This window comes from Streptococcus sp. 29892 (assembly GCF_032594935.1).
GTDB classification, from domain to species: domain Bacteria; phylum Bacillota; class Bacilli; order Lactobacillales; family Streptococcaceae; genus Streptococcus; species Streptococcus hyiners.
This window is the reverse complement of record NZ_CP118734.1, coordinates 333408-347306: the sequence shown is the minus strand read 5'-3', so window position 1 is coordinate 347306 and position 13899 is coordinate 333408. Positions and strand designations below refer to the sequence as shown.

Genomic DNA, 13899 nt, shown 5'->3' with positions numbered 1-13899 from the left:
GATAGAAATAGAAGAAAAAGGCTTACCGCCTTTTTCCTAGATATATTATTTCTAGGCTTTCATCTTACTTTCAGTACTAGGCAACGAGCCGCAGGCATAACTGAAGTTAGGCAAGGCGAGTTAACGAAGTAATGAAAGCAAAGAGGAGGTCTAGAATTATTTTGCAACTTTCAAGAAGTCTGCACCATGAGCGATTGGTCCCTCAGCAAGTGGTGAAACTTCTGTAAAGTCAGGAGTGTTTGTCACGATGATCATAGTTGTATCATCAAGACCAGCTTCAGCAATTTTCGCCGCATCGAATTTAGCAAGTGGCGTACCAGCTTTCACCTTGTCGCCAGCTGCAACCAATTTCTCAAATCCGTTACCGTTCATGGATACTGTATCAATACCGATGTGGATCAAGATTTCTGCACCTGAAGCTGTTTTCAAACCATAGGCATGACCTGTTTCAAAAGCGATTGTTACTTCTGCATCTGCTGGTGCGTAAACAACACCTTCAGTTGGTTTAACTGCCAAACCTTTACCCATAGCTCCAGAAGAGAAGACTGGGTCATTAACATTTTCAAGGGCAACTACGTCACCTGAAAGTGGAGATACAAGAGTTTCTTCAGCTACAAGTCCTGTCTCTGCTTCTTCAAGCGTTTTTGCTGTTTCTTGTGCTGAAGCATTAGGCTTTTTTACGTCTTTCTCCTCATCTTCATAACCGAAGAAGTAAGTCAAAGCGAAACCAAGTGCAAATGATACTGCTACCATAAGGATATATTGGAAGAATTGTCCGTTACCTGCGTACAAAGTCATACCTGGGATGATTGTAACACCCATACCTGTACCAGCAAGACCAAGGATTGATGCGAAAGCACCGCCGATAGCACCAGCAATCAATGAAAGAAGGAATGGCTTACGGAAACGCAAGTTAACACCGAAGATAGCTGGCTCAGTAATACCAAGGAAGGCAGAAAGAGCTGCTGGGAAAGCAAGAGCTTTCAATTTAGGATTCTTCGTTTTAACACCAACCGCTACTGTAGCAGCACCTTGTGCTGTCATAGCTGCAGTGATGATAGCGTTGAATGGGTTAGCACCAGTGTTTGCTACCAATTGAGCTTCCAAGAAGTTGAAGATATGGTGAACACCTGATACAACGATAACTTGGTGAACACCACCGATAAGGAGACCACCAAGACCCATTGGCAAGTTCAAAATAGCTTGTGTACCAGCCAAGATGTAGTTTTCAACCACGTGGAAGACTGGACCAATCACAAAGAGACCAAGGATTGACATAACAAACAAGGTAATGAATGGTGTTACCAAGAGATCAAGAACTTCTGGAACCACCTTGCGGACTGCTTTCTCAAATTTAGCACCAATCAAACCAATGATGAAGGCTGGCAATACTGAACCTTGCAAACCTACAACTGGGATGAAACCAAAGAAAATAGTTGGTTTCACATCGCCACCTGATGCTACAACCCAAGCATTTGGTAATTGACCAGCAATAAGCATCATACCAAGTACAATACCGATTGTTTGGTTCCCACCAAATACGCGGAATGTTGACCATACTACCAAGGCTGGTAATACGATGAAGGCTGTATCTGTCAAGATTTGTGAGTAAACGTTCAAATCTTCAGGAAGTGTGTAACCAAGCGCTCCAAGAAGACCACGAAGACCCATGAAAAGACCAGTTGCTACGATAGCAGGGATGATTGGAACGAATACGTCACCGAAAGTACGGATGGCACGTTGGAAAGCATTCCCTTGAGCTGCTGCTTCTGCTTTTTGCTCACCAGTTGTAGCAGTTGGCAAACCAAGGGCAACAACTTCATCGTAGATTTTGTTAACTGTACCAGTACCAAAGATGATTTGGTATTGACCAGAGTTGAAGAAAGCACCTTGTACTTTTTCGATATTTTCGACTGTATCCTTGTCGATTTTTCCTTCATCAACAACCATGACACGAAGGCGAGTCGCACAGTGGGCAACACTACGTACGTTCTCACGTCCGCCAAGGGCGTCAATGACTTTTTTTGCAATTTCAGTATTGTTCATCTTGCAAAAATCTCCTTATATTTTTTCTTTATTGAAAGTGTTTTCACGCTTTCGATGGTTTAATTATATCACTTTTACAAAATATGTCAAACGTTTTGCAGAATTTTTTAAAAATATTCCAAGAATCACAGTAAAAGCTTGATTTTTCACAAGAAAACGTTTACTATATTAATTGAAATATTAGATAAAATTGGAGATAGTATGGCCTTTACTACTGAAGAACGTTACAGAGCTTATGCTGACTGGACGCCAGAATACATTGAAAAAATCAAAAAGAATACGGAGAGTTCCCCTTGGAGAACCAACTTCCACATTGAAACACCACACGGTCTTTTGAATGACCCGAATGGATTTTCATATTTTAATGGAAAATGGACCCTCTTTTACCAATACTTCCCATTTGGTGCTGCACACGGATTAAAATCATGGGTACATACAGAGTCAACAGATTTGGTTCACTTTGAAGAAACGGGAACAGTTGTTTATCCGGATACACCACTGGATAGCCACGGTGCCTACTCTGGTTCTGCTATGGAATTCGGTGACAAGCTCTTCCTCTTCTATACAGGAAATGTCCGCGATGAAAACTGGGTTCGCCATCCTTACCAAATCGGTGCCTTAATGGACAAGGATGGTCAGATTGAAAAGATTGATAAGATTTTGATTGACCAACCAGAAGATACAACCGACCACTTCCGTGATCCGCAAATCTTCAACTACAAGGGACAATATTACGCCATCGTCGGCGGACAAAATCTAGATAAAAAAGGTATTGTCAAGCTCTATAAGGCTGAAAACAATGACTACCTCAACTGGACCTTGGTTGGTGACCTAGATTTTGCTAATGATATGACTGCCTACATGATGGAATGTCCAAACATTGCCTTTGTCGGTGAGCAACCAATTCTTCTTTATTGCCCTCAAGGTTTGGACAAGGACGTTTTGGACTACGGCAATATTTATCCAAACATGTACAAGATTGGTCAAGGTTTTGATCCTGAATCAGCAACCATTGTAGAGCCAGGTGAACTTATCAATTTAGACTATGGTTTTGAGTGCTATGCAACCCAGGCCTTCAACGCTCCTGATGGTCGCACTTTATCAGTCAGCTGGTTGGCCCTTCCTGATGTAGAGTACCCAACTGATGCTTATGATTATCAAGGTTGCTTGTCCTTGGTCAAAGAATTGTCTATCAAGGACGGCAAACTTTACCAGTATCCAGTCGAAGCTATCACCAGCCTTCGTCAAGAAGCGCAGCCATTTTCAAACCAAAAAGAAACCAACAATGTTTATGAATTAGAACTTGAATTTGCTGCTGGAAGCAAACATGAACTTGTGCTTTTCGCAAATGAAGAAAACAAGGGTCTAATCTTGACTGTCGATACAGAAAATGGACAGATTACGCTAGACCGCGAACATTGTGGTCAGCCATTTGCTCTTGATTTTGGCACAAGTCGAGCTTGTGATATTGAGCCTGGAGCGCTTACTGCCAATATCTTCATCGACAAGTCTGTCTTTGAAATTTTCATCAATAAAGGAGAAAAAGTATTTTCTGGTCGCGTTTTCCCTGATGCAGATCAAAATGGTATTGCCATCACTGCTGGAAACCCAACTGGAACCTACTACCATTTAGATTATGGTCGCAAAACTAACTGATGTCGCACAGTTAGCCGGAGTTAGTCCGACAACGGTTTCTCGTGTCATCAATAAAAAAGGCTATTTATCGGAAAAAACGGTCCGCAAGGTTGAGGAAGCTATGCGAGAATTAGGCTACAAGCCCAATAACTTAGCTCGTAGTTTGCAAGGAAAGTCAGCTAAGTTGGTTGGCTTGATTTTCCCTAATATCAACAACATATTTTATGCCGAGTTAATTAGCCATTTAGAAAGCCAGCTCTTCAATCGGGGCTACAAGACGATTATTTGCAATAGCCAACACGAATCTGAGAAGGAAAGAGAATATCTGGAAATGTTGGCAGCCAACCAGGTAGATGGAATTATCTCTGGTAGTCATAACTTGGGTATCAAGGATTATGATCGAGTGTCTGCTCCCATCATAGCCTTCGACCGCAACCTGTCCCCTTCCATCCCAGTGGTATCTTCTGATAACCATGCTGGCGGTGTACTTGCTGCCAAAACATTGAAAAAGGCTGGGTGCCAGCGACCTATTATGATTTCTGGTAATGACGATTCCAACTCACCAACCGGGCTCCGGCAATTAGGATTTCTCTCCATCCTTCCAGATGCCATAGTCTACCACGTTTCCAGTGATTTCTCCCCCGTTAGAAAAGAAATGGAAATCCGTACGATTATTGAAAAACATCAACCAGATGGTATTTTCGTGTCAGGTGATGCTACTGCTATGCTGGTCTGGAATGTGGCACGTTCACTCAATCTGTCCATTCCACAAGAACTTAAACTGATTGGCTATGATGGAACCCACTTTATTGAAAACTACTATCCTCAACTGACAACGATTAAGCAACCCCTAGAGGATATTGCAAAACTAATGGTTGACTTATTGATTGAGAAAATTGAGGGTAAGGAATTAAGCAAACATAATTATATCTTGCCAGTATCCCTGCTAGCAGGAGGCAGTATATAAAAAGAACAGTACTTGACATCAATCAGGTACTGTTTTTTGTTTGTCAAACATAAAAGAAGAAACCATTTAGGCTTCTTCTTTTATAAATTTGCTCAAAACACCATTGATAAATTTGGCTGAGGATTCATCTGAGAATTCTTTGGCTAGTTCGATAGCCTCATTGACAGCTACACGGTCTGGTGTTTCTTCAAAATGCAAGATTTCAAATAGACCTAAACGCATGATATTCTTATCAATCAAGGTCAATCGGTCCAAGGTCCAACCTGCTTTTAGTCGGCTAGATAATTCCTTGTCCAAATCCTCACGATAATCTGCCACACCATTGACAAGATTTAGAAGGAAAAGCGGAATTTCAACACCTTCATGCTCTTCTTCTTGGTCGTAAAGATAGGAGAATTGGGCTGCCTGTACAGGTTCTTGACCAAATTCCAGTGATACGATTGCCTGCAAAGCACACTTACGCAGGGCGTGTCTATTATTCTTCATCGAGGAAATCCTCTCCGAACAAATCTTTCAAGGCTGGTTTTGGTGTTTTATCTGGAACAATGCCATTGACATGAATATTGACAGCAGTCACTTCAACTTCTGCGTAGTTATAAATAGCTGTTTTAACTGCACGTTGAATATCCATAGACACAGCTGGAACATTGACACCGTACTCTAGGTAAACATAGATGTCTGCTGTGACCTTACCTTCTTCATCAGTTTGAAGATAGACGCCTTTATTTAAGGATGTTTTTGACCAAGTATCTGCAACACGTTTGTTTTGGAGAGAATGTACTCCTTCTACTTTGGCTGCTGCAATACCTGTAATCACTTCAAGAACGCGTGGTGCAATAACAATTTCACCTTGGTATTCTGTTGTCATAAGCTCTCCTTTCTAGGAGGAAACGATTAAGCGCGTGATACGTAAGTTCCCTCAGCTGTGTTAATCACAAGTTTTTGACCTGCTTCGATAAAGTCTGGTACGTTTACCACCAAACCTGTTTCCATTGTAGCTGGTTTCCCTGAACCAGTCACTGTAGCACCTTTGATAGATGGTTGGGTTTCTGCTACAACCAATTCAACAGTTGTTGGTACAGTCACACCGATTACTTCTGTTCCGTAGAACTGGATTTTCACATCTGAGTTTTCCAAGATGTAGAGCAATTCTTCTTTGATAGTTGCTACTGGAATTTCATACTGGTCGTAGGTTTCCGTATTCATGAAGAAAGCTGTATCATCCATTTGGTAAAGATATTGTGCTGGAACCGTTTCGATAATAGCTTGTTCAAATTTTTCATCTGGACGGTAAGTTGTATCAAAAGTAGAACCTGTACGCACATCACGCAATTTCATACGCATGATGGTGTTTCCCTTACCTGGCTTGTGGTGGCTAGCTTCCAAAACCTTAATCAATTTTCCTTCTGCTTCAAAGGTCATACCTGCTCTAAGTTTACTTGCTTCAATCATTGTATTGAATACCTCTTCAAAAATTTATTTATTCGTTTTATTTTACCACAAACTGACAAATTTCTCAAATCTTCTAATGCTACATTAGAAAATACTCCTAGCATATAGTTTATCAATTTACTTTTAGTACTAGGCAACGAGCTGAAGGCTGTACTAAGGTGCGGCGAGGCGAGTTCAAATACTCCAGTGGAGTATTTGAAGTTGGAAATATCGAAACGAAGTTTCATCATTAACCGACGTAATAAAAGATAAACTGAAAACTATAGAACAATTAATTCTTTTGGAGCCATGGTCAAGACTTCACAACCATTTTCCGTGATTAGCAAATCATCTTCGATACGGACTCCGTATTTGTCATCCAAATAGATACCAGGCTCATCCGTCAAGACCATTCCTGCCTTGATAGGTTCGTCAGATTTTCCAAAATATGGATACTCATGAATATCCAAGCCGATTCCGTGACCGATGCCATGGGTGAAGTTGGCTCCGTAACCCGCCGCATTGATAATCTCACGAGGAATCGCATCAAACTCGCGGTAAGTCACACCCTCTTTGGCCTGCTCAATCAAGGCTTTATTGGCACGCAAGACCACATCGTAAATCTCTCGCTCCTGATCAGTAACATGACCGATATGAATGGTTCGCGTCATATCGCTGACATAATGCTGGTAGTAACAACCAAAGTCCAAGGTCAAGCTTTCACCAGTTTGGATTAGCTTTTCTGAAGCTCTTCCGTGGGGCATGGCAGAGCGGTAACCAGACGCCACGATAAACTCAAATGATGCCCCTTCTGCACCGAGTTGACGCATGCGGTGGTCTAAGAAATGATTGACCTCCATCTCAGTCGTCTGACCTGGCTTAATAAAGTCCAGAACATCAATAAAAGCCTGATCCGAAATCTGACATGCACGACGAATGGTCGCAATTTCTTTCTCGTCCTTAATCATACGCAAGTCTTCAATAAAGTTGGACATAGCAACCAGTTGGTAGCCCTCAAAAATGCTAGTCAGACTTTGATAGAAACCATAAGTCACCTCGCTATCAAAACCAATGGTTTCAAGTCCATCTTCCTTAATCACCTTAGCAATTTCTTCAAGAGCAAAACGGCTGTCGATAATATCAAAGCCTTGCACTGTCGCCTTGGCAATTAAGGTATAGCGTGCGTCCGTCACAAACAAACGACGTTTGCTACTGATAAAAACAGTCGCCTCTGTTCCCCAAAAACCTGTCAGATAGTAGATATTGTTCTGTCCTGTTACCAAAATCCCATCCACATCTGATTGGGCTAATTTTGCTTCAAATTTTTCCACACGCGCTTGCATAAGCTACCTCCAAAGATTTTGTAACTATTATAGCAGAAATACTAGGATTTACCAATTAGTTGAAGCAGACAAAAAAGTCGCTAGAGCGACTTTTGTAACTTATAACTTCAACTTGGTTTTCAAATACTGGCCTGTAAAGCTGGCTGGGTTGCTAGCCACTTCTTCTGGCGTTCCTGTCGCAACAACGGTACCACCGCCGACACCGCCTTCTGGTCCCATGTCGATAATGTGGTCAGCTGTCTTGATCACATCAAGATTGTGCTCGATGACCAGCACAGTGTTGCCGTCATCGACAAAGCGGGCCAAGACCTTGAGCAACTGGGCAATGTCCTCTGTGTGAAGACCTGTCGTCGGCTCATCCAAGATATAGAGGGACTTACCAGTTGACCGCTTGTGAAGTTCCGATGCCAACTTCATCCGCTGGGCCTCACCACCTGACAGAGTGGTCGCTGGCTGACCTAGAGTAACGTAGCCCAAGCCTACATCTTGAATGGTACGGAGTTTGCGCTCAATTTTCGGAATGTGTTTGAAGAACTCGACCGCGTCATTGACCGTCATATCAAGGACTTGGGCGATATTTTTCTCCTTGTAGTGTACTTCCAAGGTTTCCGAGTTGTAGCGATGGCCATGACAGACTTCACAAGGTACAAAGACATCGGGCAAGAAGTGCATTTCAATCTTGATAATCCCGTCACCAGAGCAGGCTTCACAACGACCACCTTTGACGTTAAAAGAGAACCGTCCCTTCTTGTAGCCACGGATTTTGGCTTCATTGGTCTGGGCAAAGAGGTCCCGAATATCGTCAAAAACACCTGTGTAGGTAGCTGGGTTGGAACGCGGTGTCCGTCCAATCGGACTTTGGTCAATATCAATCAAGCGATCCAAGTGTTCGATTCCTGAAATAGACTTGAATTTACCTGGCTTGTCCGAATTACGATTGAGTTTCTGGGCAATGGCTTTTTTCAAAATGGAGTTGACCAGAGTTGATTTACCTGAGCCAGACACCCCTGTCACCGCCACAAATTTTCCGAGCGGGAAACGAACCGTCACATCTTGCAGGTTGTTTTCCTTGGCACCGGTCACCTCTAGAAATCGACCATTGCCAACACGACGGTCTAGAGGTACAGGAATTTCACGTTTGCCAGACAGGTACTGGCCTGTAATGGATTTTTTATTTTTAGCCACCTGGGCAGGTGTCCCAGAGGCCACGATTTCTCCGCCAAACACACCCGCACCCGGACCGATGTCAATCAGCCAGTCCGCCTCCCGCATGGTGTCCTCATCATGTTCCACCACAATCAAGGTATTGCCCAAATCCCGCATTTTCTTAAGACTAGCGATCAGGCGGTCATTGTCCCGCTGGTGCAGTCCAATCGACGGCTCATCCAAAATATAGAGAACACCAGATAGGTTGGAGCCAATCTGGGTCGCCAAACGAATCCGCTGGCTTTCACCACCAGAAAGCGTCCCCGCTGCTCGTGAAAGGGTTAGGTAATTTAGTCCAACGTTATTTAGGAAGGACAGGCGATCCTTGATTTCCTTGACAATGGGCGTCGCAATGGTGGCTTCATTTTCAGACAAGGTCAGATTTTCAATGACTTGCAAATGATCCGCTACAGACAAGTCAGATAACTGCCCAATATGAAGTCCCTGCTCGCCTCCGACTTTGACAGACAGGGCTTGGTCATTGAGGCGGTAGCCGTGGCAGGTTCCACAGGTCAACTCATTCATATAGGCCTTCATAACCGTCCGCGTATAGTCACTGTTGGTTTCACGGTAGCGGCGATTGATATTGGTAATTAGGCCTTCAAAGGGAATGTCAATATCACGCACCCCACCGAACTCATTTTCATAATGGAAATGGAATTCTTTGCCGTCCGATCCATTGAAAATCAGATTCTTCTCTTCTTCCGTCAATTCCTCGAAAGGCTTGTCCATATCCACACCAAAGTGGTTCATGGCCTGCTCCAACATCTGAGGATAGTAGTTGGATGAAATTGGATTCCAAGGAGCCAAGGCACCGTCACGCAAGGTCTTGCTGGCATCTGGGACAATCAAATCCGTATCCACTTCCAGCTTCATGCCCAAACCGTCACAGTCGCTACAAGACCCAAAAGGCGCATTGAAAGAGAAAAGACGAGGCTCCAACTCTGGTACCGTAAAACCACAAACTGGGCAGGCATAGTACTCAGAGAAGAGCAGTTCCTTCTCATCCATTGTATCGATGATGACATAACCGTCCGCAATCCGCAGGGCCGCTTCAATCGAGTCAAAGAGCCGCGAACGAATGCCCTCTTTGATCACAATCCGGTCGACTACGACTTCAATATTGTGCGCCTTGCTCTTGGACAATTCAGGCACTTCCGACACATCATAGACATCACCATTGACACGTACCCGAACATAGCCGTCCTTCTGGATTTTCTCAAAAATGGTCTTGTGTTGCCCCTTTTTCTTCCGCACAATCGGTGCTAAAATCTGCAGTCGCTGACGCTCCGGCAATTCCAAAACTTCATCAACGATTTGCTCCACCGAAGAAGCTGCGATCGCCCCATGCCCATTGATACAGTACGGCACCCCGACCCGAGCATAGAGCAGGCGGAGATAGTCATTGATTTCCGTTGCCGTCCCGACTGTCGAACGCGGATTCCGCGATGTGGTTTTTTGGTCAATGGAAATAGCAGGGCTGAGACCCTCTATGGAATCCACATCAGGCTTGTCCATGTTGCCCAAGAACTGACGAGCATAGGCAGACAAGGACTCCACATAGCGACGTTGGCCTTCGGCATACAGAGTATCAAAAGCCAAACTCGACTTACCAGACCCCGACAAACCAGTCACCACCACCAACTTCTCACGCGGAATGGTCACATCAATATTTTTCAAATTATGGGCACGCGCCCCATGAATCACAATATTTTCTTGCATAACATGATATAAGTGCGTTCACAAGATAACTGGTGACGGTCAACTAGCTCCGCATCATCAGACGAAACTGCCTATGGGCAATTTCTATATCTTGTATTAGCTCGATTTTCAAAAAATATCGTTTTGAAAATCTCACGTCAAGAAACCGTATAAAACTCGACGCTTTTAGCACGCATTCAAATCCTTTCTAAAGATACAAAGACCGTAAAACGCACAGTCAAAATAGGCGGTAAGCCCGAAATCTGTGATTTCGAAGACGCACCCCGTCAAGACAACTAGTGCTTTCACAGGTCGAAAACCGAAGAAAGTACAGATGTCTACGACGTAGAAACCAGTTCCCATAATTATTCCATAAAGAAACTAGTACTTTTTGACACTGCATTTAGCCCGTGTTCAATTCCTTTCTTAAGAGGCTCTAGCTGTACCATGAGAGATTAGAAAAAGTTCGTACAACCTACTCCCTTAAATGTCTTCATATTATATCACAATTCTGCATAAAAGCTTTCCGTAACGACACATTTTTTGGTATAATAGAGGTTGCGTTAACGAAACAATTGCAAAAGGAGGGCGTCATATGAAACAGATTTTTCTATCAACCATGACTGATTTAGAAGAAATCCAAACCTTTGAACCTGGGGCTTGGATTAATTTGGTTAACCCCTCCCAGAGCGAGTCAATGGAAGTGGCTGAACACTATAAGATTGACATCGCTGACCTACGAGCACCGCTCGATGCGGAAGAATCTTCTCGTATCACCGTCGAAGATGATTACACACTAATCCTGGTTGACGTTCCTATTCTTGAGGAGCGAAATAACAAGACCTACTATATCACCATTCCGCTTGGTATTGTCTTGACCGAGGATGCCATTATTACAACTTGTTTAGAGCCTTTACCACTCTTTGACCAATTTATCCATCGTCGTTTGCGGAATTTCTTCACCTTTATGAAATCTCGCTTCGTTTTCCAAATCCTCTACCGCAATGCCCAACTCTATCTGTCTGCCCTACGGACCATTGACAGAAAGAGCGAGGAGATTGAGAAACAACTCCACGAAGCCACTCGTAACGAAGAATTGATTGTTCTCATGGAATTGGAAAAAACCATCGTCTACTTCAAGGCCTCCCTCAAAACCAACGAACGTTTGGTCAAAAAGCTGGCTTCTTCTTCTCGCCTATTACGAAAATACGAAGAAGACGAAGATTTGTTGGAAGACACCCTGGTCGAAACCCAGCAGGCTATTGAGATGGCAGACATCTATGGTTCCATCCTGAACTCCATGACCCACGCCTTTGCCTCAATCATTTCCAACAACCAGAATACCATCATGAAAACCTTGGCACTCATGACCATTGTCATGTCCATTCCAACCATGGTCTTCTCTGCCTATGGTATGAACTTTAAGGATAACATTATTCCCTTCAACGATATTCCCTATGCATTTTGGTGGATTATCCTCTTCGCCTTTGCCATCAGCTTATCATTAACCTTCTACTTCATTCGTAAGAGATGGTTCTAACATTAGGAGATTACAATGTCATTTACAGAATTTAAAGAATTAACCAAAAAAAACCAGGAATTCATCCACATTGCCACCAACCAGCTCATCAAAGATGGTAAGTCTGATAGCGAAATTAAGGAACTGTTGGAAGAAATCTTGCCGACTATTATCGAGAAACAAAAAACTGGCGTAACAGCTCGCAATCTCTATGGAGCACCGAGTGAATGGGCGGCCAGCAAAACTGGTTCTGAACAAGAAAAGAAAGACCAAGTTGAATACAACGAAAATCCTTGGTTGATGTGGCTGGATTCTAGTCTCTTCATGCTGGCTATTATTGCAGGTATCAATGGATTGATGAACTTATTGGGACAAGGTGCCCAGTACGGCTTGTTCACTCTATTGGTCATTGGTTTTGGTGTCGGCGCAGGTATGTATTTCATGTACCACTTCGTTTACAGAGAACAAATCAAAACTGGCCAACGTCCTAAATTATTAAAAGCAATCCTCTTCCTAGGACTTGCTACGCTGGCATGGTCACTTGTTTTCCTCTTGGCAGCACTAATCCCTGCTAGCCTAAACCCTGTCTTGCCTCCACTTGTTACCATTCTTATTGGAGCTGCAGCTTTTGGTGCTCGCTACCTCTTGAAAAAGAAATACAATATCCGTAACGCAATGTCACCAGTTCAATAATAAACAAAAGGCGATTGGTCTATCCAGTCGCCTTGTTTTTATCCATGGATACTGGCTTCCCCCAGTCTACTTAGAGCAAGCGAAAAAGACCCGTCAGGGGCTCAATTCGCCTTCTAATTTCCGAGCTCATGAAAAAATGACCCATACTGTTATTGCGCTTTTCGCATTTCTAGAGCGCAAGCTAAAAAGACCCGTCAGGGTCTTTTTACTAATCTTCGTTTACGAATGGTAGCAATGCCATTACGCGAGCACGTTTGATAGCTGTTGTTACTTTACGTTGGTTTTTAGCTGAAGTTCCAGTTACACGGCGTGGAAGGATTTTTCCACGTTCAGAAATGAAACGGCTAAGAAGCTCAGTATCTTTGTAATCAACATATTCAATTTTGTTAGCTGCGATATAGTCAACTTTTTTACGGCGTTTGAAACCGCCACGACGTTGTTGAGCCATGTGTGTTCTCCTTTATATTATTATTTCAGACCTAGAATGGTAGGTCATCGTCTGATATATCCATTGGATTACTAGCTCCAAATGGACTTTCTTCTCTAGCGAAGTTAGGTGTAGATTGTGCAGGTGCTTGATAAGGTGAGTTATAGTCATTCCCAGCGGCAAATGAATTACCAGCTGAATAAGCACCACCTTGACCTTCACGAGCAGTACGGCTTTCCAAGAGTTGGAAACTATCCGCAAGCACCTCAGTCACGTAGACACGTTGTCCCTGCTGGTTATCATAGCTACGAGTCTGAATACGACCAGTAACACCAATCAGAGCACCTTTCTTAGCCCAATTCGCCAAATTCTCAGCTTGTTGACGCCAAATGACTACGTTGATAAAGTCCGCTTCACGCTCACCGTTTTGATTTTTAAAATTGCGGTTAACTGCTAGAGTAAAAGTCGCAACAGCCTGGTTAGACGGAGTATAACGAAGTTCTGCATCACGGGTCATACGACCAACCAATACTACATTATTTATCATAATCTACCTTCTTACGCGTCAAGTTTGACAATCATGTGACGAAGAATGTCGCCGTTGATTTTTGACAAACGGTCAAACTCTTTAAGAGCTTCATCGTTGCTTGCTTCAACGTTAACGATGTGGTACAAACCTTCGCGGAAATCTTTGATTTCGTATGCAAGGCGACGTTTTTCCCATGCTTTTGATTCAACGATTGTTGCACCGTTGTCAGTCAAGATAGAGTCAAAGCGTGCTACCAAAGCGTTTTTAGCTTCTTCTTCAATGTTTGGACGAATAATATAAAGAATTTCGTATTTAGCCATTGATATGTTCCTCCTTTTGGTCTAATGACTCATGGTCTAGCCACGAGTAAGTGAGGGATACTCACAGAAAATAATTATACCA

General features: G+C 43.2%; 13 protein-coding genes. 4 read left to right on the top strand and 9 right to left on the bottom strand.

The annotated features are described in order from the left end of the window. Positions 1–156: 156 nt before the first annotated feature. Positions 157–2046 carry a sucrose-specific PTS transporter subunit IIBC gene (locus PW220_RS01840; RefSeq protein WP_248054920.1) on the bottom strand — a complete coding sequence of 630 codons (1890 nt, stop codon included), beginning with the start codon at positions 2044–2046 and terminating at the stop codon, positions 157–159. Positions 2047–2247: 201 nt separating this feature from the next. Between PW220_RS01840 and PW220_RS01835 the strand changes: the two genes are divergently transcribed. Together PW220_RS01835 and PW220_RS01830 are read left to right on the top strand one after the other, a co-directional pair. After that, positions 2248–3702: a sucrose-6-phosphate hydrolase gene (locus PW220_RS01835; protein WP_248054921.1), complete on the top strand. Its 1455-nt coding sequence runs from the start codon at positions 2248–2250 to the stop codon at positions 3700–3702. After that, entirely contained in the window at positions 3683–4648 is a 966-nt protein-coding gene (locus PW220_RS01830; RefSeq protein ID WP_248054922.1) for a LacI family DNA-binding transcriptional regulator, read from the top strand. The genes PW220_RS01835 and PW220_RS01830 overlap by 20 nt, the downstream gene beginning before the upstream one ends. A 66-nt stretch (positions 4649–4714) precedes the next feature. Here the strand turns inward: PW220_RS01830 and nusB are convergent, their stop codons facing one another. From nusB to uvrA, 5 genes are all read right to left on the bottom strand, one after another. Beyond that, on the bottom strand, positions 4715–5134 hold the full coding sequence (gene nusB / locus PW220_RS01825; RefSeq protein WP_248054923.1) for a transcription antitermination factor NusB: 420 nt from the start codon (positions 5132–5134) through the stop codon (positions 4715–4717). Beyond that, positions 5124–5516 carry an Asp23/Gls24 family envelope stress response protein gene (locus PW220_RS01820; RefSeq protein ID WP_105118270.1) on the bottom strand — a complete coding sequence of 131 codons (393 nt, stop codon included), beginning with the start codon at positions 5514–5516 and terminating at the stop codon, positions 5124–5126. The genes nusB and PW220_RS01820 overlap by 11 nt, the downstream gene beginning before the upstream one ends. A gap of 26 nt (positions 5517–5542) precedes the next feature. Then, on the bottom strand, positions 5543–6100 hold the full coding sequence (efp, locus tag PW220_RS01815; RefSeq protein WP_029998462.1) for an elongation factor P: 558 nt from the start codon (positions 6098–6100) through the stop codon (positions 5543–5545). 260 nt (positions 6101–6360) lie between these two features. After that, positions 6361–7422, bottom strand: a complete 1062-nt coding sequence (locus tag PW220_RS01810; RefSeq protein WP_248054924.1) for a M24 family metallopeptidase — start codon at positions 7420–7422, stop codon at positions 6361–6363. 99 nt (positions 7423–7521) lie between these two features. Beyond that, complete coding sequence (gene uvrA / locus PW220_RS01805) at positions 7522–10350, bottom strand: excinuclease ABC subunit UvrA (RefSeq protein ID WP_248054925.1); 2829 nt, start codon at positions 10348–10350, stop codon at positions 7522–7524. Positions 10351–10924: 574 nt separating this feature from the next. Here uvrA and PW220_RS01800 point away from each other — a divergent pair. Both PW220_RS01800 and PW220_RS01795 read left to right on the top strand, forming a co-directional pair. Beyond that, positions 10925–11869: a magnesium transporter CorA family protein gene (locus PW220_RS01800; RefSeq protein WP_105118273.1), complete on the top strand. Its 945-nt coding sequence runs from the start codon at positions 10925–10927 to the stop codon at positions 11867–11869. 15 nt (positions 11870–11884) lie between these two features. Then, positions 11885–12541 (top strand): DUF1129 domain-containing protein, encoded by a 657-nt coding sequence (locus tag PW220_RS01795; RefSeq protein WP_248054926.1) that lies wholly within the window; start codon positions 11885–11887, stop codon positions 12539–12541. Positions 12542–12749: 208 nt separating this feature from the next. Here PW220_RS01795 and rpsR read toward each other — a convergent pair whose 3' ends face one another. Genes rpsR through rpsF form a run of 3 tightly spaced genes read right to left on the bottom strand, consistent with a single transcriptional unit; the run spans position 12750 to position 13817 of the window. Then, positions 12750–12989 (bottom strand): 30S ribosomal protein S18, encoded by a 240-nt coding sequence (gene rpsR, locus PW220_RS01790; protein WP_002939250.1) that lies wholly within the window; start codon positions 12987–12989, stop codon positions 12750–12752. 31 nt (positions 12990–13020) lie between these two features. Continuing rightward, positions 13021–13515 (bottom strand): single-stranded DNA-binding protein, encoded by a 495-nt coding sequence (locus PW220_RS01785; RefSeq protein WP_044754145.1) that lies wholly within the window; start codon positions 13513–13515, stop codon positions 13021–13023. 11 nt (positions 13516–13526) lie between these two features. Beyond that, on the bottom strand, positions 13527–13817 hold the full coding sequence (rpsF, locus tag PW220_RS01780; RefSeq protein WP_024418487.1) for a 30S ribosomal protein S6: 291 nt from the start codon (positions 13815–13817) through the stop codon (positions 13527–13529). Positions 13818–13899: the final 82 nt, after the last annotated feature.